This is a genomic window from Kitasatospora albolonga (assembly GCA_002082585.1).
GTDB lineage: Bacteria > Actinomycetota > Actinomycetes > Streptomycetales > Streptomycetaceae > Streptomyces > Streptomyces stephensoniae.
The window spans coordinates 4,568,355-4,587,721 of record CP020563.1; the positions used below are offsets into that span (position 1 = coordinate 4,568,355).

18 protein-coding genes and 1 pseudogene are annotated in these 19,367 nt (G+C 73.0%); 7 read left to right on the top strand and 12 right to left on the bottom strand.

Annotated elements, in window-relative coordinates; translation table 11 throughout:
- Positions 1-3 precede the first annotated feature (3 nt).
- From B7C62_19990 to B7C62_20000, 3 genes are read right to left on the bottom strand one after another with little or no spacing between them, the layout of a single operon-like run.
- Positions 4-888 carry an ABC transporter gene (locus B7C62_19990; protein ID ARF74261.1) on the bottom strand — a complete coding sequence of 295 codons (885 nt, stop codon included), beginning with the start codon at positions 886-888 and terminating at the stop codon, positions 4-6.
- Positions 885-1,961, bottom strand: a complete 1,077-nt coding sequence (locus B7C62_19995; protein ID ARF74262.1) for an iron ABC transporter — start codon at positions 1,959-1,961, stop codon at positions 885-887. Before B7C62_19995 ends, B7C62_19990 begins: the two co-directional genes overlap by 4 nt.
- Complete coding sequence (locus tag B7C62_20000; GenBank protein ARF74263.1) at positions 1,958-3,016, bottom strand: iron ABC transporter permease; 1,059 nt, start codon at positions 3,014-3,016, stop codon at positions 1,958-1,960. The genes B7C62_19995 and B7C62_20000 overlap by 4 nt, the downstream gene beginning before the upstream one ends.
- Before the next feature lie 131 nt (positions 3,017-3,147).
- On the opposite strand from B7C62_20000, the gene B7C62_20005 reads away from it, so the two are divergent.
- Complete coding sequence (locus B7C62_20005) at positions 3,148-3,798, top strand: haloacid dehalogenase (protein ARF77282.1); 651 nt, start codon at positions 3,148-3,150, stop codon at positions 3,796-3,798.
- Positions 3,799-3,811: 13 nt separating this feature from the next.
- On the opposite strand, the gene B7C62_20010 is transcribed toward B7C62_20005, so the two are convergent.
- On the bottom strand, positions 3,812-4,120 hold the full coding sequence (locus B7C62_20010; GenBank protein ARF74264.1) for a hypothetical protein: 309 nt from the start codon (positions 4,118-4,120) through the stop codon (positions 3,812-3,814).
- A gap of 63 nt (positions 4,121-4,183) precedes the next feature.
- Positions 4,184-4,426: a hypothetical protein gene (locus tag B7C62_20015; GenBank protein ARF74265.1), complete on the bottom strand. Its 243-nt coding sequence runs from the start codon at positions 4,424-4,426 to the stop codon at positions 4,184-4,186.
- 179 nt (positions 4,427-4,605) lie between these two features.
- Between B7C62_20015 and B7C62_20020 the strand changes: the two genes are divergently transcribed.
- Positions 4,606-4,989 (top strand): cold-shock protein, encoded by a 384-nt coding sequence (locus B7C62_20020; protein ID ARF74266.1) that lies wholly within the window; start codon positions 4,606-4,608, stop codon positions 4,987-4,989.
- Positions 4,990-5,068: 79 nt separating this feature from the next.
- On the opposite strand, the gene B7C62_20025 is transcribed toward B7C62_20020, so the two are convergent.
- Genes B7C62_20025 through B7C62_20050 form a run of 6 tightly spaced genes read right to left on the bottom strand, consistent with a single transcriptional unit; the run spans position 5,069 to position 9,750 of the window.
- Positions 5,069-5,680 carry a hypothetical protein gene (locus B7C62_20025; protein ARF74267.1) on the bottom strand — a complete coding sequence of 204 codons (612 nt, stop codon included), beginning with the start codon at positions 5,678-5,680 and terminating at the stop codon, positions 5,069-5,071.
- A gap of 10 nt (positions 5,681-5,690) precedes the next feature.
- On the bottom strand, positions 5,691-6,047 hold the full coding sequence (locus B7C62_20030) for a hypothetical protein (GenBank protein ID ARF74268.1): 357 nt from the start codon (positions 6,045-6,047) through the stop codon (positions 5,691-5,693).
- A 57-nt stretch (positions 6,048-6,104) separates the two neighbouring features.
- The gene (locus B7C62_20035) at positions 6,105-6,998 is read right to left on the bottom strand and encodes a 1,4-dihydroxy-6-naphthoate synthase (protein ARF74269.1); all 894 of its coding nucleotides are present in this window, start codon (positions 6,996-6,998) and stop codon (positions 6,105-6,107) included.
- 7 nt (positions 6,999-7,005) lie between these two features.
- Positions 7,006-7,758 carry a futalosine hydrolase gene (locus B7C62_20040; GenBank protein ARF74270.1) on the bottom strand — a complete coding sequence of 251 codons (753 nt, stop codon included), beginning with the start codon at positions 7,756-7,758 and terminating at the stop codon, positions 7,006-7,008.
- 45 nt (positions 7,759-7,803) lie between these two features.
- Entirely contained in the window at positions 7,804-8,277 is a 474-nt protein-coding gene (locus B7C62_20045) for a DUF2771 domain-containing protein (GenBank protein ID ARF74271.1), read from the bottom strand.
- A 27-nt stretch (positions 8,278-8,304) separates the two neighbouring features.
- Complete coding sequence (locus B7C62_20050; protein ARF74272.1) at positions 8,305-9,750, bottom strand: hypothetical protein; 1,446 nt, start codon at positions 9,748-9,750, stop codon at positions 8,305-8,307.
- Positions 9,751-9,973: 223 nt separating this feature from the next.
- On the opposite strand from B7C62_20050, the pseudogene B7C62_20055 reads away from it, so the two are divergent.
- The 5 genes and pseudogenes from B7C62_20055 to B7C62_20075 all read left to right on the top strand — a co-directional run bounded on the left by B7C62_20055 (position 9,974) and on the right by B7C62_20075 (position 16,671).
- Positions 9,974-10,403: pseudogene (locus tag B7C62_20055) on the top strand (hypothetical protein).
- Positions 10,348-11,208, top strand: coding sequence for a hypothetical protein (locus B7C62_20060; protein ID ARF74273.1), 861 nt, complete (start codon positions 10,348-10,350; stop codon positions 11,206-11,208). Before B7C62_20055 ends, B7C62_20060 begins: the two are co-directional and overlap by 56 nt.
- A gap of 244 nt (positions 11,209-11,452) precedes the next feature.
- Positions 11,453-14,659 carry a molecular chaperone Hsp90 gene (locus B7C62_20065; GenBank protein ID ARF74274.1) on the top strand — a complete coding sequence of 1,069 codons (3,207 nt, stop codon included), beginning with the start codon at positions 11,453-11,455 and terminating at the stop codon, positions 14,657-14,659.
- A 202-nt stretch (positions 14,660-14,861) separates the two neighbouring features.
- On the top strand, positions 14,862-15,605 hold the full coding sequence (locus B7C62_20070) for a calcium-binding protein (protein ARF74275.1): 744 nt from the start codon (positions 14,862-14,864) through the stop codon (positions 15,603-15,605).
- A 211-nt stretch (positions 15,606-15,816) separates the two neighbouring features.
- Complete coding sequence (locus B7C62_20075) at positions 15,817-16,671, top strand: calcium-binding protein (GenBank protein ID ARF74276.1); 855 nt, start codon at positions 15,817-15,819, stop codon at positions 16,669-16,671.
- Between the two features lie 87 nt (positions 16,672-16,758).
- Here B7C62_20075 and B7C62_20080 read toward each other — a convergent pair whose 3' ends face one another.
- Complete coding sequence (locus tag B7C62_20080) at positions 16,759-19,236, bottom strand: magnesium-transporting ATPase (protein ARF74277.1); 2,478 nt, start codon at positions 19,234-19,236, stop codon at positions 16,759-16,761.
- Positions 19,237-19,367: the final 131 nt, after the last annotated feature.

A 19,367-nucleotide genomic window follows, 5' to 3' on the forward strand; every position in this document is an offset into this window, starting at 1 on the left:
GGTTCAGAGGGCCTTTCCGGGAGTCGGATGCGGAGTCTGAGTCGGGGCGGTGGCGGAGGAGGTCCAGGGGGCGCCCGGAACGACGAGCGGTGAACCCGTCACCGGGTCCGGGACGATCACCGCCGCCAGGCCGAAGACCTCACGGACGAGCCCGGCGGTGACGATGTCCTCCGGCCGGCCCTCCGCGACGATCCGGCCCTCCTTCATGGCGACCAGGTGGTCGGCGTACCGGGCCGCCTGGTTGAGGTCGTGCAGCACGGTGACGACGGTACGGCCCCGGGTGCCGTCGGCGGCAGGCGAGGCCAACTGGCGCACCAGGTCGAGGACTTCCACCTGGTGCGCGATGTCCAGATAGGTCGTCGGCTCGTCCAGCAGCAGCAGGTCCGTCTCCTGCGCGAGCGCCATCGCGATCCACACCCGCTGGCGCTGCCCGCCCGACAGCTCGTCCACCGGCCGGTCGGCCAGCGCCGTCACATCCGTACGGGCCATGGCGTCGGTCACCGCGCGCTCGTCCGCGTCCGACCACTGCTGCCACCAGCTCTGGTGCGGCTGGCGGCCCCGGGCCACGAGGTCGGAGACGATGATCGCCTCGGGGGCCACCGGGGTCTGCGGGAGCAGCCCGATGGACCGGGCGATGCGCCGGGTCGGTATCCGCGCCAGCTCCGTACCGTCCAGCAGGACCGCCCCGCCGCGCGGCTTCAGCAGCCGGCCGAGTGCCCGCAGGGTGGTGGACTTGCCGCAGGCGTTGGGGCCGACGATGACGGTGACCTGCCCGTCGGGCACGGCGAGGTCCAGCTCGTGGACGACGGTGCGGTCCTCGTACGCGAGGGTCAGGGCGCGGGCGGCGAGGCGGGAGCCCGTCTGCGCTGCGTCGGTCGACGGACTCATGCGGTGCCTCCACTGCGGCCACGGTGACCGCGGATGATCAGCCAGATCAGGTACGGGGCGCCGACCGCCGCCGTGAGGACGCCCACGGGCAGTTCGGTGGGCGAGAACAGCCTGCGGGCGAGCAGATCGCCGAGGACGACGATCACCGCGCCCAGCAGCGCCGAGGAGACCAGCGGGATCTGTGCCGTACGGGTCATCCGGCGGGCGATCTGCGGGGCGAGCAGCGCCACGAAGTCCACCGGCCCCGCCGTGCCCGTCGCCACGGAGGCCAGGACCACCCCGAGCGCGACGAGTCCGAGCCGTACGCGCCCCAGGCGCACGCCCAGCGCGGTCGCGGTGTCGTCGTCCATCGTCACCGTGCGCTGCGCACGGGCCGCCCAGGCGACGGCGGGCAGCAGGAGGAGCAGCGTCCAGGCGAGCGGGGCGGCCTCCGCCCAGCCGCGCCCGTTGAGCGAACCGGTCATCCAGATCTGCGCCTGCTGCGCGACCAGGTAGTCGCCCTTGGTCAGGAAGAGCATGGTCACCGACCGCAGCGCGATGGCGAAGCCGATGCCGATGAGGACGAAGCGGGTGGCGTGCAGTCCGCCGCGCCAGGCGAAGACGTAGACGAGGGCGGCGGCCGCGATGCCGCCGATGACGGAGAGATGGGGGAGGACGGCGTACGAGGTGATGCCGAAGGTCATCGCGCCGACCGTGAGCGCGCTCGCGCCCTGGCTGATGCCGATGATGTCGGGGCTGGCGAGCGGGTTGCGGGCCACGGTCTGGATGAGCGCCCCCGCGATCCCGAACGCGGCGCCCACCAGCAGCCCGACGGCCATCCGGGGCAGCCGGAGCGTGCCGACGACCAGCTCGGCGGAGGACGGCTGCCCGAGGAGCACCTTCACGACCTCGCCGGGCGCGACGAAGGACTCGCCGACGCAGAGGTAGGCGACACAGACGGCGGCGAGGAGGCCGAGGAGGGCGGCGGCGACGAGGGAGGCGCGCCGGTGCAGCAGGAACCGGCCGCGCGGCCCGGCCTTCACGACGGCGTACCCGGCGGGCCGGACCCGTACGACGGTGGACTTCGCACTCACGCCGGCACCGCCTTCCTCCTTACGAGGGCGACCAGGAACGGCACCCCGATCAGGGCCGTCATCACCCCCGCCGGGACCTCGCCCGGCGGGAACACGATCCGGCCGATGACGTCCGACACCAGCAGCATCACGGGCCCGAGCAGCGCGGCCATGGGCAGCACCCAGCGGTGGTCGTTGCCGACGACCGCGCGGGCGATGTGCGGGACGGCGAGCCCGATGAACGCGATCGGCCCGGCGGCGGCCACCCCGACCCCGGTCAGCACGGTCGCCCCGATCCCGCCGGTGATCCGGACCGCCGCCACGTTCTGCCCGAGCCCCTTCGCCACGTCCTCGCCGAGCGCCAGCGCGTCCAGACCACGGGCGACGGAGAGCACGAGCACCACGCCCAGCAGCAGGAACGGCCACACCTGCTGGACGACCTCCGTCTCCCGCCCCGCGACCGAGCCGACCTGCCAGAACCGGAACTCGTCCAGCGCCGACGCCTTCGTCGTGAGGACCCCCGTCGTCACCGAAACCAGCAGCGCGTTGATCGCCGCACCGCCGAGCGCGAGCTTCACGGGCGTCGCCCCGCCGCGCCCGCCGGAGGCGATGGCGTACACCGCGACCGAGGCGACGGCGGCCCCCGCGAAGGCGAACCAGACGTACCCGGTCAGCGTGTGCACCCCGGCGAACGCGATGGCCAGCACCACCGCCACCGACGCGCCCTGGCTGATACCGAGGACGCCGGGGTCGGCGATGGGGTTACGGGTGATGCCCTGGAGCACCGTGCCCGCGAGGGCCAGCGCCGCGCCGACCATCAGGCCGATCAGCGTGCGCGGCACCCGCATGGTCCGGATGACCTCGGCGGCGTCGGAGCTCCCGCCGTGCAGCAGCGCGTCGAACACCTCGCCCGGCGGGATGGACCGCGCCCCCACGGCGAGGCTCAGCAGAACGGCCAGCAGCAGCGCGAGGACGGCGGCGGCCAGGGCGGTCGTACGCCGGGTGAGCCGGGGTGCGCGGGGCGTGCGGGACGCGACGGCCGGTGCCGGTGCTGGCGCGGGCGCTGACGCTGACATCGGAACCAATCGCGAGGGGCTGCCGGAAGGGTTACTAAGGCTTGGCTAAGTGCGGGCCCAGTCTAGGCGGCGGGTTCCCGCCGGAGACGGCGGTGGGCCGGTCCGCCGGTGCCGTCGGCACAATGGCCCTCATGGCTTCCACGACTGAGCGCCCCCACCCCACTCCCCTCACCGTCGGCTTCGACCTCGACATGACGCTCATCGACTCCCGGCCCGGCATCGCCGCCGCCTTCCGGGTCCTGTCCGCCGAGACGGGGGTGCGCATCGACGAGGCCCTGGTGGTGAGCCGGCTCGGCCCGCCGCTGGATACGGAGCTGGCGCACTGGTTCCCGGCCGACGAGGTGGCCGCCGCCGGTGACCGCTACCGGGAGCTGTACGTCGACCACGCGATAGCCCCGACCACGGCTCTTCCCGGGGCGCGGGAGTCGGTGGCCGAGGTGCGGGCGCTCGGCGGCCGGGCGATCGTCGTCACGGCGAAGTACGAGCCGAACGCGAAGCTGCACCTGGCCCACCTCGGGATCGAGCCGGACGCGGTGATCGGCTGGCTCTGGGCGGAGGCCAAGGGCGAGGCGCTGCGCGAGCACGGGGCGCAGGTGTACGTGGGCGACCACACCGGGGACGTCCGGGGGGCCCGCGCGGCCGGAGCGCTGTCGGTCGCCGTGACCACGGGCCCGTGCGACGAGCGGGAGCTGCGGGCGGCGGGCGCGGATGTGGTGCTGAGCGACCTGACGGAGTTCCCGGCCTGGCTGCGGGCGTACGAGGAGACCCGCGCGGCTGCCTGAGGCGCCGGGCCCGCTACTTCCCCTCCTGGCCCACCCGGTCGATCACCCAGTCCAGGCCGTGCGGCCCCGGATCGTACGAAGGCGCTTCCCGCCAGACGCGGCTGAAGCCGTCGACCAGGGCGGACCGGGCGTCCGCGCCGTCCGGCAGCCGGGAGCGCAGCAGCTCCAGCAGGAGCGGGGCGAGCAGATCGTAGAGCTCGCCGAGGGCGTCCCGGCTGCCGTGCGCGATCTGTACGAGGAGGTCGTCGACGCGCCCCGCGACCCGGCCCGGGACGTCACAGGCTGTGGGAGGGGCCGGAAGGGCGTGCCCTGGCTGCTTCACACGGCAGAGCCTAGCCACCTCCGGGAACCGGCGTGATCCGGACGGAAGATCTACGGAAGATCCTCAGGTGGTGCGGTTCGCGGCCCGCTTGGGGGAGCTGAGCCAGACCGAGCGCACGACGCCCGCCCCGGCGATCAGGAAGCCGACCCCCATGAACATGCAGACCCCGTACGCGATCGGAGGGAACGGTTCCGTACCGAGGAAGAGCGGGGCCACCGTGACGAGAGTGGCCAGTGCGCCGACGAAAAAGACGATCGCGCCGACCTGAACCAGCCGGTCCCCGGCGCCTGAAGGAGTAGTACTCACCCCACCAGGGTAGTTCCCAGCCCGGAGGAACACTCCGGCGACGTCTTGTCACCGGCCGCAGGGCCATTAGCCTGGGACCAGGCGGGTCACGGTGACCCGCTGTACTGCTATCCGGAGCCGTTGTTCGATGTCGAGCACGGCTCTTCCGCACATTGACGAGTACGAGGACGGGGACAGACGTGCCCACCGGCAAGGTGAAGTGGTTCAACAGCGAGAAGGGCTTCGGCTTTCTCTCCCGCGACGACGGCGGTGACGTCTTCGTGCACTCGTCGGTACTCCCTGCCGGGGTCGACGCACTCAAGCCCGGCCAGCGTGTGGAGTTCGGCGTGGTCGCGGGCCAGCGCGGCGACCAGGCCCTGTCCGTGGTGGTCCTCGACCCCACCCCGTCCGTCGCCGCCGCCCAGCGCCGCAAGCCGGACGAGCTGGCGTCGATCGTGCAGGACCTGACGACGGTCCTGGAGAACATCACGCCCCAGCTGGAGCGAGGCCGCTACCCGGACAAGGCGGCCGGTGCGAAGATCGCGGGCCTGCTGCGGGCGGTGGCGGACCAGCTGGACGTGTAGGAGCCCGACAGCGCTGAGGACCTCGTGCCAGGCGGCCGAGGTCTTCAGCACGTCCGGCCCCCTCGGTCTCCCGGGGGACTCAGCTCCGGCTCTCCGCGAAGAGCCGCGCCGACCGGGCGAGGGCGGCCCGGACCGCGCCCCCACGCGTCAACGGGGCCCGGTCGACCCCGGCGAAGAGCGCGACGAGCGCGATGTCCGCGGCGAGGGCGCGCCCGGAGACCCGCACCACCACCTTCCTGCTCCCGCCGAACCCGGACCGGGTGGCCGTGGCCGAGACCCCGGGGTCCTCGTCGTCGGCCTCCCGCCGCAGCACGAACTTCTTCCGGCCGGCCGCCCACAGCCGGTAGCGGTCCCCGCCGTACCGGAAGTGCAGCGCGCGGGCCCGGCGCGTCAGCCCGAACCGGTTGCGGCGCAGGTGGACCAGGGCGTCACCGACCCTGAGGACCGATCCGTTGAGCGTCGGCAGGTCCGCGGCCTCGGTGTGGATGCCGCGGGACTCGAACGTCGCCGTGGGGATCGACGGCCCGCGCACCTCGGAGACCAGGCCGCCGGGGGTGTTCTTCCTGGGCAGCGGTGCGGTGAGCACGATCTCGCCGAACTCCGGCGATGTGCCCCGGTAGCCCGTACGCCGCTCGTGGGTGCGGCCCTCCGCCCAGGCCCTCAGGGTGAATGCGGTCGCCGTGGTGTGCACCGGGCCGCCGTCAGTACGTTCTGAGGCTCGACGGGATGCGGCGGATGGTCGTGCCGCGCTCGACGTCCGTGGTGACGAGGATGTTCGCCGCCGAACCCAGCGCGCCCTTCTCCGTGTCGAGCCGTCCCAGGAGCGCCCTGACCTGACGTTCCCAGGTCGTGTGCGCCGTTTTCAGCCCCTTGCCCGTCGCCCAGCCGGCGAAGGTGCCGGCCGCGCTGGTCATGGAGGCGTCGGACCGGTTGCCGGCCTTCTTGGTGTTCGGCTGGAGTTCGGTCGCGATGGTGTTCGCCGCCGCGCGCTTCCGGGCCGGTGACGATGCCAGGTCGGGGCCGCCGCCCGGCCCGGCCCCGGTCTGCTCCGCTTTCATGCTCTGCCCCCGTGGTTCGTCGCTGTGCATCAGACCTCAGACGTCGGACTTCGGACCTCAGACGTCGGACGCCTGGGGGAACGCCAGTGCGTCCGGGCCGAGGGGCGGTACGAGCCCCTCGGCCGCCGCTCGGGTCAGCAGGCCCCGGACCGCCGCGTAGCCGTCCTCCCCGAGGTCGGCGGTGAACTCGTTCACGTACAGGCCGATGTGCTGGTCCGCGACCGCCGGGTCCATCTCCTGGGCGTGCTCCTGGACGTACGGCCGCGAGACCTCCGGGTGGTCCCAGGCCAGCCGGACCGAGCTGCGGATCGTGTCGGCCAGGCGGCGCAGGGTCTCCTCGCCGAGGGACCGCTTGGCGATGATCGCGCCGAGGGGGATCGGGAGGCCGGTGGTGTCCTCCCAGTGGCGCCCCATGTCGGCCAGGTTGTGGAGCCCGAAATTCCGGTACGTGAAACGGGCCTCGTGGATGACGAGCCCGGCGTCCACCTTGCCGTCCCGGACGGCGGGCATGATCTCGTCGAACGGCATCACCACGACCTCGCCGACCCCGCCCGGCACCCTCTCCGCCGCCCAGAGCCGGAACAGCAGGTACGCCGTCGAGCGCTCGCTCGGCACGGCCACCGTCCGGCCCGTCAGGTCGAGGCCCAGCTCCTTGGTGAGGACCAGCGGACCGCAGCCCCGGCCCAGCGCCCCGCCGCACGGCAGGAGCGCGTACTCGTCCAGCACCCAGGGCAGGACCGCGTACGAGACCTTCAGGACGTCCAGTTCGCCGCGCTCGGCCATGCCGTTGGTGACGTCGATGTCCGCGAAGGTCACGTCCAGGGCAGGCGCGCCGGGGACCCGGCCGTGGGCCCAGGCGTCGAAGACGAAGGTGTCGTTGGGGCAGGGCGAGAAGGCGATCTCGATCGGGCCCGGGGCGGAGTCGGTGGCGGTCTCGGTGTCGGTCGTCATGCCGGGTTCAACCTTCCAGGTCCTCGTGGCTGTTCCTGCCCTTCCAGCCCTCCAGTACGGGAGCCGCCTTCCCGAACGCCTGCGTGAGCGCGGCCAGCGCGTCGCCGATGCGCCAGGCGGCCCGGTCGCGGGGCCCGACGGTGTTCGACACGGCCCGCAGCTCCAGCACGGGCACCCCGGCCCGGTCGGCCGCCTCCGCCACCCCGAAGCCCTCCATCGCCTCGGCCAGCGCACCCGGGTGCGCGGCGAGCAGGGCGGCGGTGCGGTCGGCGGTGCCGGTCACGGTGGAGACGGTGAGCACGGGGCCGGGCGCGGCGCCGGTGGCCGCCGCCACCTCCCGTACCAGCGCGGGCGGCGGGGTGAAGCGGTCCCGGCCGAAGCCGAGCGCGGTGACGGGCAGGAAGCCGTCCGGGGTCTCGGCGCCCAGGTCCGCCGCCACGATGCCGCTCGCCACGACGAGCGAGCCGAGCGGGGCGGCGGGGGCGAACCCGCCACCGATCCCGGCGGAGACGACGAGCCCGTACGGTCGCGGGGGCGTTCCCCCGCACGAAGCCGAAGCCGGGGCCGGAGTAGCCCTCGCCAGGGCGAAGGCCGTCGCCGCCGCTGCCGCCGACGGGCCCGCTCCGCCCGCCAGGACGTCGAACGCGCCGCTGCGGTGCAGCTCGGCCCCCGGCAGGGCGAGCGTCTCCGGGGTGCCTCCGAACGCACGCGTGACCGCGTCCCGTTCCACCGGGACCGCGGTCACGACGAGCACACGCACAGGGAGAGCCTCAGGACTTCTTCCGGTCCTTCTTCTTGCCGCTTCTTACTTCTTCTTGAACTCGAACTGCCAGATGCCGGTGAGCTTGCCGTCGGTCTCCACGATGGAGACGTTCGTCTTGCTGGAGGGCTCGCCCGTCTGGCTGGCGAAGAAGGCGCTGCCGGGGATCGTCCGGTAGGTCTTCTTGAACGGCTCCGGCTCGGCCTGCTGGCCGTTGATGAAGAGCGTCCAGCCGTTCTCGGCGATCTCGGGGTCGACACCGAAGCGGACCTGGTCGTCCATCGCGACCTCGACGACCTTGTCGGCCTTCTTGTTCAGGCAGCCCTGGATCAGCGATTCCTTGATCGGGTCGCCGTCGTTGTAGCAGGCGGCCTCGGTGTTCACCGAGGCGGTGCCGACCGTCACGGTGGCGAGCGGCGTCGGCTTGTCGCAGGCGGACAGGACAAGGAGTCCCGCGGACACGGCACCAAGAGCGACGCCGATTCGACGGCCCTTACCGGAGAAGAACGCAACGGTCATGGGCCGAAGGCTATCGGTCCCCTCCGCTCACGCCACGCGGGGGTGCGGCGAGCCGCGCCGCGCGGCCCCCAGGAGGCCCCGTACGGAGGCGGCCGCGCCGAGGGCGAGAATGCCCGCGGCGACCGACATGCCGAGCACCGCGTTGAGCGGCAGGGCGATCCCGATGCCGCCGCCGACCACCCACGCCATCTGGAGCAGCGTCTCGGACCGGGCGAACGCGGAGGTGCGGACCTCCTCGGGGACGTCCCGCTGGATCATCGCGTCCAGCGACAGCTTCGACAGGGCCTGGGTGAACCCGGCGACCGCGCCGAGCGCGGCGACCAGCGCGGTGGAGAAGAACACCGCGGCGAGCACCGCCGTGCCCAGGGCGAGCCCCAGCACCGTCGCGATGATCACCTCGGGCCCGCGCGCCCGGAGCCACGCGCCCACCGCCGTACCGCAGGCGTTCCCGGCCCCCGCCGACACGCCGACGATGGCGAGCGAGACGGCCGCGCTCTGGCCCGCCATCGGGTGCTCGCGCAGCAGGAACGCCAGGAAGAAGATCAGGAAGCCGGAGAGGGCCCGGTGCGCCGCGTTGGCCTGGAGGCCGTGGAGCACCGACCCGCCGACGGACCTCAGGCCGGGCGGGCGCTCCCTGGGCGGTTTCTCCCCGTTGCCTTTTCTGCCGCGCTGCTGCTGGGGGGCGGCGGAGCGGCGTACGGGCTCCGCGCGGTGCGGGAGGTGCGGGTGGTCCTGGGGGTCGATCAGGCGGGCCCGGCGCTCGCCCTTGGCGGAGTCGACCTTGGGCGGCAGCGTGAAGGCGAGGAAGGTGCCCACGATGAAGATCGCGCAGGCGCCGTAGAGCGGCCAGGCGGAGCCGATGGTCTGGAGGCCGGCCCCGATCGGGGCCGCCACCCCCGTGGCGAGCAGCCCCGCCAGGGTGACCCGTGAGTTGGCTTTGACCAGGGAGAACTTGGGTGGCAGCAGCCGTGGCACGACCGCGCTGCGGACCACCCCGTACGCCTTCGAGGAGACCAGCACCCCCAGCGCGGCCGGATACAGCTCCAGGCCGCCGGTGGCGACCGCGCCCGACATGGTGATCGCCAGCAGCGCGCGGGCCAGCATCGCGCCCGCCATCGCGGCCCGGCGGCCGTGCGGCAGCCGGTCCAGCAGCGGGCCGATCACCGGGGCGAGCAGGGTGAAGGGGGCCATGGTGATGGCGAGGTAGAGCGCGACGCGCCCGCGCGCCTCGTCCGTGGGCACGGAGAAGAAGACGGTGGAGGCGAGGGCGACGGTGATCATGACGTCACCCGCGCCGTTCACCGCGTGCAGTTCGATGAGTTTGCCGAGGCCGGACTCCCCGGCGCCATGGGCGTGCGTCGCCTTGCGGATACCCCGCGCCGCACCGGTGAACGGGGTGCGCAGGGCACGGCCCGTCGCCCGTCCCGCCCTGCGGAACGGGCCGGGACCGTCGTGCGACCTGGCGGCAGTCACTCCGTCATAGTGCCCCAACCCCGGCCGGTATGAACGGTGATCGGCCGGGGACTCGCGTGTGACGCCCTGTCGGACCAGCCCGCCCCGCCGCCGTCCCGTGCCCGGCCGGTGGTGTTCGGCCCGTGCCCGCCCGGCGGTGTGAGGAGGGGCCCGGCGGGGTGGCGCAAGTCCGCCGGGGCGGGGGTGGCCGGATGTCGGAGGGCGCGCGGACGCTCCCGGGCGGGTGTCCGGGGGCCGGGCGCCGGAGCACGGATACGGCACGTTTGGGGCGGGCAGGTGGGCGCGGAGCGGCGGAGAGGGTAGCGTGCGTAACGCGCCACCGGCGGTTGTTCTTGGCCGCGCGCCTCTCCGCGATCCCGCAGAATGGGTGGCAGAAGGCGCGCCCGAGGCAGGCACAACGGGTGTGGACGTCGACGCGGCCCCCAGGTCCGCTCCGCCCGCAGCTGTCTGGCCGAAAACGGCAATCGTGCAGCAGCTGGCGCGCTCGTGAGACTGGCGTATGGAGAGAAGCGAAGACCTGTGAGTGCTGCGACGACGCGAAGCCGTACGGCCCGTACCGCCCGTACCCCCGTTCCCGACCGCCTGTGTGCCGAGGCGGTGGACCTCGCGCGCGCGGCGGCGGAGGAAGCCGCCGCGCCCGGTGTGGTCGGTGAGCATGCCGGTGTGGTCTCCGAGGGGGACCGCGTCGTCACGCACTACTTCGAGTCCAAGGACCCCGGCTACCGGGGTTGGCGCTGGGCCGTGACCGTCGCTCGGGCCTCCCGTGCGAAGAACGTCACCCTGGACGAAACGGTGCTGCTGCCGGGGCCCGACGCGCTCCTGGCCCCGGAGTGGGTGCCGTGGAGCGAGCGGCTGCGCCCCGGCGACATGGGCCCCGGCGACCTGCTGCCGACCGAGGCGGAGGACCTGCGCCTGGAGCCGGGCTGGACCGGCGAGGACGAGCCGCCGCCGAACTCGGCCGTCTCCGACGAGCTGGCGGAGCTCGTCGACTCGGAGGACGCCGAGCTGACGGACCGGCCGGTGGCCGCCACCACCCGGGGCTCCATCGCCGCCGTCGCCGACGAGCTGGGTACGCGGCGGGCGCGGGTGCTGTCGCGGTACGGGCTGTACGAGGCGGCCGACCGCTGGGACGAGGCGTTCGGCCCGAACACCCCGATGGCACAGGCGGCCCCGGCCACCTGTGTGAGCTGCGCGTTCCTGATCCCGATGGCGGGCTCGCTGAAGCAGGCGTTCGGGGTCTGCGCGAACGAGTTCGGCCCGGCGGACGGGCATGTGGTGTCGCTGGCATACGGGTGCGGGGGGCACTCGGAGGCGGCGGTGATGCCGAAGCCGGTGCGGCCGGCGGAGCATGCGCTGGACACGATGCGGGTGGACGAGTACGCGCTCCGCCCCGAGCGCGGGGGCGGCTCGGTGCCGTCCGAGGCCGACGGCGCGTCGGAGGACCTGGGCCACTCGTAGTGGCGGTCACCCGATCCAGCCCGTCCGGCGTTTGAGGACGGAACCGTCGACGTGGTGTCGGGCATCTCTGCGGGGTGCTGGGCCCCAGGGCCCTTGTTTCGTGCCCGCCCACCCAGCCGAGGGTTCCGTCCTCAAACGCCGGACGGGCTGGGTGGCACGGTACCTTCGGGCGCACACTGGGCGGCAGGTACGGAACACAGGCGCAGCCACCCCCACCACGGCGGACGGAGTCGACAGCGTGAGCATGAATGCGACCGAGGGGGCCGATCCGTTCGGGACGGCACGGCTGCGGCGCGGCGTGCTCGACGCCTGGGGCGCGGGCCCCGCCCGCTTCCGGGAGGACGCCAACGCCGAGGAGGACCTCGCCCTCGGCGGCTACCGCGACCGCCTCGTCGTCGAGCTGGCCCAGAACGCCGCCGACGCCGCCGCCCGCGCGGGCGTCCCCGGCCGGCTCCGCCTCACCCTGCACCCCGCCGCCCCCGGCGCCCCGGACGGCCGCTGCGTCCTCGCCGCCGCCAACACCGGCGCCCCCCTGGACGCCACCGGCGTGGAGTCGCTCTCCACCCTTCGCGCCTCCGCCAAGCGCGAGGGCCACGAGTCCGCCGTGGGCCGGTTCGGCGTCGGGTTCGCCGCCGTCCTCGCGGTCAGCGACGAACCGGCCGTGCTCGGCCGCCACGGCGGGGTCCGCTGGTCCCTGGCCGAGGCCCGCGAGATGGCCCGGGACGCGGCCGTCGGCTCCCCCGGCCTCGGCGACGAGCTGCGCCGCCGCGACGGCCACGTACCGCTGCTGCGCCTCCCGCTGCCCGCCGAGGGCTCCGCACCCGAGGGGTACGACACCGTCGTCGTGCTGCCGCTCCGCGACCCCGCCGCCGAGGATCTGGCCGCCCGGCTGCTGGCCGCCGTGGACGACGCGCTGCTGCTCACCCTGCCCGGCCTGGACGAGGTGGTCATCGAGACGCCGGAGGGCGTACGGACCCTGAGCCGGTCGGCCCACGGCCCGTACACGCACATCGACGACTCCGCGCACGGCCTGAACCGCTGGCGCACCGTCTTCCACCACGGCCCCGTCGAGCCCGCCCTCCTCGCCGACCGCCCGGTCGAGGAGCGGCTGCGCCCGCACTGGTCGGTCACCTGGGCGGTCCCGGTCGACGAGTCCGGCGCCCCGCTCACCCCCCGTACGGCCCCGGTCGTCCACGCCCCCACCCCCACCGACGAGCCCCTCGGCATCCCCGCCCTGCTCATCGCCTCCCTCCCCCTGGACACCGCCCGCAGGCACCCGGCCCCCGGGCCGCTCACGGACTTCCTGGTGGAGCGGGCGGCCGACGCGTACGCGGAACTGCTGGGCGCCTGGCGGCCGGTGTCGACCGGGACCATCGACCTGGTGCCGGGCCCGCTCGGCAAGGGCGGCCTGGACGGGGCCCTGCGCGGGGCGATCCTGGCCCGGCTGCCGAGGGTCGCGTTCCTGGAGCCCGCCGCGCCCCGGGACGCGGAGGCCGACCGGAGCTGGGCGGACGACTGGGACCGTACGGAGACCACCAGCGGGACCGCCACCGCCGCCCTGCGCCCCGTCGAGGCGGAGGTCGTCGAGGGCGTCGGGGCCGAGACCGTACGGGTCCTCGCCGAGGTGCTGCCCTGTCTGCTGCCCGCAGGTCTGGAGCGCCGCCCCGAGCTCCGTACCCTCGGCGTCGCCCGGGTGCCCCTGACCGAGGCCATCGACCGCCTCGCCGGTCTTGAGCGCGACCCCGCCTGGTGGCACCGGCTCTACGACAGCCTCGCGGGCATCGACCCCGACCGGCTCTCCGGCCTCCCCGTCCCGCTCGCGGGCGACCCGGAGGACGAGCGGGCAGGCCGCCCGCCGCGCACCACCATTGGCCCCCGCCAGGTGCTGCTGCCCCTCCCGGACGCCCTCACCGGCCCCGTGCTCGCCCGGCTCTCCCGCCTCGGCCTCAAGGTCGCCCACCCGGACGCGGCCCACCCGCTCCTGGAGAAGCTCGGCGCGCTGCCCGCCACCCCCCGCGCCGTTCTGACGACCCCTCAAGTACGTTCCGCGGTCGCCGGATCGCTGGACGCGGGCGAGATCTGGGACGAGGACGCGCTCGACGCCGACGAGCTGGCGGAGACCGTCCTCATCCTCGTACGCGATGCCGAACTGGCCCCCGGCGACGAGCCCTGGCTCGGCGCGCTCGCCCTCCCCGACGAGGACGGCGAACCCGCCCCCGCCGGTGAACTGGTCTTCCCCGGAAGCGCGTTCGCCCAGGTGATCCGGGAAGGGGAACTCGCTCCGGTGGACGAGGAGTTGGCGGAACGCTGGGGTGAGGGTCCGCTCACCGCCTGCGGGGTGCTCGCCACCTTCGCCCTCGTCCGGGCCACCGATGTCGTTCTGGACCCGGACGAACTGGAGCCCCGCGACAGCGACTTCGCCGAGCCGGACGACGCCGGGCTGCTGGACGCCGTCGACGTGTGGTGCGAGGACCTCCTCGACCAGCTGCCCGAGACGCCGGTGCCGCCGGTCGCCACCGAGATCGTCGCCGTACGGGATCTGGACCTGGTGGACGACGACGCCTGGCCGCAGGCGCTCGCGATGCTGGCGCAGCCGCCGTTGCGGGACGCGCTGACGCAGCCGGTGCGGGTGCTGCTGCCGGACGGGACGACGCAGTCCGTGCGCCCGTACACCGCGTGGTGGCTGCGCGACCACCCCGTCCTGGACGGCCGCCGCCCCGCCGGGCTGCGCGCGGCGGGCGGTGACCCGCGTCTGGCGGGGCTGTACGACGCGGTGGACGCCACCGGCTTCGACGACACCCAGGTGCTGCGGGCCCTCGGGGTGCGCACATCGGTCGCCGCCCTTCTGGACGAGCCGGGCGGTGCGGCCGAGCTGCTGGGCCGGCTCGCCGACGAGGACCGGCCCGTCACCCCCGTACAGCTGCACGCCCTGTACACCGCCCTCGCCGAACTCGACCCGGACCAGGTGACGTTGCCGGACGAGCTGCGGGCGGTGGTGGACGGCGAGGTGGTCGTGGTCGACGCGGCGGACGCGGTCATCGCGGACGCCCCGGACGTGCTGCCGCTGACGGAGGGGCTGCCCCTGCTCCCCGTGGCCCCGTCCCGGGCCGCCGAGCTGGCCGACCTGCTCCAGGTGCGGCGGCTCGGCGAGACGATCGAGGCGGGCGTCACCAGCGAGGGCGAGGAGCACCGCGTACCGGAGTCCGTCCGCGTCCTGCTCGGCCCCGCCACCCCGGACACGTACATCGAGCACACCGAACTCCACGCGGGCGGCGTCGAACTGGACTGGCGCCGCACCCCGGACGGCGTCGTCCACGCCGCCACCCTGGAGGGGGTCGCGGCGGGCCTGGCCTGGGCGGCGGGCCAGTGGCCGCGCCGCTTCGAGGTGGCGGCCCTGCTGGAGGACCCGTCGCGTACGGAGGAGCTGGCGCGGGACCGCTGGTTCGACTGAGGGGGGGCGACGCCCGCCCCCTTCGCCCTCCGATCTCCTTCACAGAAAACGCATATCTGTGTACAACCATGCGCGGGCGGGGCGGGTCTCACCGGGTGAGTGGCTGAACTGCCGGAGTCAACAGGCCGTCGGCCACAGTCAGTTCGGACCGGTCCGCCCCCGTTCGCACCTCGGGGCAGGACCCCTTCTCCACGGGGAACACATGCGCATGCGTACGTTTGCGGCCGTCGTCACCGGCGCCCTGGCCGTTACCGCCCTCACGGTCCCGGCCGCCCAGGCGGACGGTCGCTACGGCGACACCACCATCACCAAGGTGACGGTCAACGGCGGCAAGAACGTGGTCGTCGGGACCTCGGGCGTCAAGAAGTTCACGGTCGTCCTGACCGCCAAGGACAACTCCGGCATCAAGGACGCCGACATCAGCCTGCGCGGACCGGCGTTCGGCATCCTGACGACGAGCGCCACCACCTGCAAGAGCAACACCTGCACCGCGAAGTTCGTCGTCGACCCGAAGGTCGACCTGCTGTACGGCAACGACCGGGCGGGCACCTGGTATGTCGACGCCTGGGTCAACGCCAAGGACGGCGACTTCATCTGGACGGAGAAGGCCAAGTCCTTCAAGCTCCAGCGTCAGTCCAAGCTGACCGCGAACGCTTCGCCGGAGCCGGTGAAGAAGGGCAAGACGATCACGGTCACCGGCAAGCTGACGCGCGCCAACTGGGAGACCTTCAAGTACCAGGGCTACGGCAAGCAGTCGGTGAAGCTCCAGTTCAAGAAGAAGGGCGCGAAGACCTACAAGAACATCAAGACGGTCAAGTCGAGCTCGGCCGGTGCTCTGAAGACGACGGTGAAGGCGACCGTGGACGGCCACTGGCGCTACAGCTTCGCCGGTACGTCCTCGACCCCGGCCGTCACCTCGGCCGCCGACTACCTCGACGTGAAGTAGCCCGGCTCACACCCCTGCTCGGCCCGCCCCGGGACGGGCCGAGCAGGGCAGGGGGCACGCGTCACATGGTTCACAGGAAAGTCATAAAGTCGTACAACCATTCACGCAGGTCACCCGTCTGATCCTGTGAGCCAACAGGCTCTGGACCAGATGGGCTCCGCCGGGCTGACAACGCCGCCCCGGAGCCCCTTCTCCACGTGGGGAACATCACATGCGTATTCGTGCCACTGTGGCTGCCGTCTCCGGCGCCCTGGCTCTCTCCGCCCTCGCCGTACCGGCCGCACAGGCCGATGACACCTCTTCGCGGTCGGCGGACCGCGGTTTCACCGCCTTCCAGTCCGTCCCGGGCGACCAGGCGAAGCGTACGGTCGGCGCCGCCGCGAAGTCGGCGAAGGTGAAGATCACCAAGGCGACCGTCAACAGCGGCAAGCCGATCGTCCTCGGCACCTCGGCGAAGAAGAAGGTCTCCTTCTCCGTCACCGCCTCCGACCCCTCCGGGATCGGCGGCGCCGCCCCGTTCATCTGGCACGGCAAGAGCGTCAACAAGGGCATCGGCTTCGGTCCGGACGAGAAGGGCTTCTCCTGCAAGGTTGCCAACGCGACCACCACGACCTGCAAGGGGACCATCACCCTCGACCCGAAGCTGCTGCTGAACTCCGACGCGGCCAACTGGAACGTCGGGGTCGTGGCGGTGACCATGAAGGGCGAGGAGGTCCAGCGTGACTCCGTCGCCAAGGTGCGGGTGCAGCGCCTCTCCAAGCTGACCGCGAACGCTTCGCCGGAGCCGGTGAAGAAGGGCAAGACGATCACGGTCACCGGCAAGCTGACGCGCGCCAACTGGGAGACCTACAAGTACCAGGGCTACAGCAAGCAGTCGGTCAAGCTCCAGTTCAAGAAGAAGGGCGCGAAGACCTACAAGAACATCAAGACGGTCAAGTCCAGCTCGACCGGCGCCCTGAAGACCACGGTGAAGGCGACCGTGGACGGCCACTGGCGCTACAGCTTCGCCGGTACGGCCTCCACCCCGGCCGTCACCTCGGCCGCCGACTACCTCGACGTGAAGTAGTCACAGCCACAGCCATACGGAAGCCCCCGGGAGGCCGAGCCTCCCGGGGGCTTCCGTATGGCTGTGGCACTCCGCGCCCGGCGCCGCCTACGCCCCGAAGCGCCGGCCCACCAGGCGCCAGCTGAACTCCAGCGCGGCCGCCGCCGCCACCGCGATGCCGACCGCCGCCCACGGCATGGTCGTCCCCACCAGCTTCAGGGCGAAGAACTCCTGGAGCCACGGCACCACGAGCACGATCAGGAAGCCGAGCCCCATCGCCGCCACCAGGCCGATGCGCCACCAGGTGTAGGGGCGGGCGATGATCGCCAGGACCCACATCGCGACCAGGAACAGCGTCAGCGTCGCCGCGCTCGTCTCGGCCTCCAGCGCTCCGGGACCGGAGTAGTGGTGGCGGGCCAGCAGGTACGTGGTGAAGGTGGCCGCCGCCGCGATGACGCCCGAGGGGATCGCGTACCGCATGACGCGGCGGACGAAGTGGGGCTGGGCGCGTTCCTTGTTCGGCGCGAGGGCCAGGAAGAACGCGGGGACGCCGATGGTCAGCGTGGCCAGCAGCGTCAGGTGGCGCGGCAGGAACGGGTACTCCACCTGCGAGCAGACCACCAGGATCGCCAGCAGCACCGAGTAGACCGTCTTGGTGAGGAAGAGGGTCGCGACACGGGTGATGTTGCCGATCACCCGGCGGCCCTCGGCCACCACCGACGGGAGCGTGGCGAAGCTGTTGTTCAGCAGCACGATCTGGGCGACCGCGCGCGTGGCCTCGGAGCCGGAGCCCATCGAGACCCCGATGTCGGCGTCCTTGAGGGCCAGGACGTCGTTGACGCCGTCGCCGGTCATCGCCACCGTGTGGCCGCGCGACTGGAGGGCGGCGACCATGTCCCGCTTCTGCTGCGGGGTGACCCGGCCGAAGACCGCGTTCTGCTCCATGGCCGTGGCCATCTCGTCCGGGTCGGTGGGCATCCGGCGGGCGTCGAGGGTGTTCTCGGCGCCCGCGAGGCCCAGCTTCCCGGCGACCGCGCCGACCGAGACGGCGTTGTCGCCGGAGATGACCTTGGTGGCCACGTTCTGCTGGGCGAAGTACTTCAGGGTCTCTGCCGCGTCCGGCCGCAGCCGCTGCTCCAGGACGACGAGCGCGGTGGGCACGTCGCCCTCCGCCGCGTCCGGGGCGTCCAGTTCGCCGCTCGGCACCCGGGCCAGGAGCAGCACGCGCAGGCCCTGCTGGTTGAGGTGGTCGATCTCGTCGAGGGTGGGGTCGCCCTCGGGGAGCAGGACGTCGGGGGCGCCGAGCAGCCAGGCGGAGGAGGTGCCGTCGGCCTCGGTGAACGTGGCGCCGCTGTACTTGCGGGCGGAGGAGAACGGCATCGCTTCGGTGACCGCCCAGGCGGCCTTGCCGTCCCCGCCCGCCGGATAGGCGTCGATGATGGCCTGGAGGCTGGCGTTGGGGCGGGGGTCGGAGGAGCCGAGGGAGCGCAGCACCTGGTGGACGTACGCCTCGTCGCTCCCGTTCAGCGGCCGGACCTCCGTGATGTCCATGCCGCCCTCGGTGAGGGTCCCGGTCTTGTCCAGGCAGACCACGTCGACCCGGGCGAGCCCCTCGATGGCGGGCAGCTCCTGCACGAGGCACTGCTTGCGGCCGAGCCGTACGACGCCGATGGCGAAGGCGACGGAGGTGAGGAGCACCAGCCCCTCGGGGATCATCGGGACGATGCCGCCGACGGTCCGGGCGACGGAGTCCTTGAAGTTGTTGTCCTTCACGACGAGCTGGCTGATGATGAGTCCGATCGCCGTCGGCACCATCATCCAGGTGACGTACTTCAGGATCGTGCTGATGCCGCTGCGCAGCTCGGAGTGGACGAGCGTGAAGCGCGACGCCTCCTCCGCGAGCTGGGCCGCGTACGCCTCGCGCCCGACCTTGGTCGCGGTGAACGCGCCGCCGCCCGCGACGACGAAACTGCCGGACATCACCGGGTCGCCGGGCCGCTTGAGCACCGGGTCGGCCTCACCGGTCAGCAGCGACTCGTCGACCTCCAGGCTGTCGGCCTCCGCGACCGTGCCGTCCACGACCACCTTGTCGCCGGGCCCCAGCTCGATCACGTCCCCGAGGACGATCTCGTGGGTGGAGACCTCGACGGCGCTCCCGTCGCGCCGCACGGTCGGCTTCGCCTCACCGATCACCGCGAGGCTGTCCAGGGTCCGCTTGGCCCGCCACTCCTGGATGATGCCGATGCCGGTGTTGGCGACGATCACGAAGCCGAAGAGGCTGTCCTGGATCGGCGCCACGAACAGCATGATCACCCAGAGCACGCCGATGATCAGGTTGAACCGGGTGAAGACGTTGGCGCGGACGATCTCGGTGAGGGACCGCGAGGACCGTACGGGTACGTCGTTGACCTCACCCCGAGCCACCCGCTCGGCGACCTCGGCCGTGGTGAGGCCGGTGGCGCGATGGCCGGATGGCGGAAGGTCGACCGGATGTACGGGGTCGAGTTCCGCCCCCGCGTCGATCATGGCCGGCCGGGGAGGTCCGGGTGTGTGCTCCCCGGAGGAATCGAGTGCCCGCTGCGTCATGGTTAGAAGGTACGGGCGCCCGGCGCTGATCACCCGTCGGGGGGTCGAAGATCCGACCAGGGGAGGAGCAAGTCGGTCCCAGGGTTGTACGGGGACGGGGAGGAGCCCGTACGGAAGAGGCAGGCGGCCAC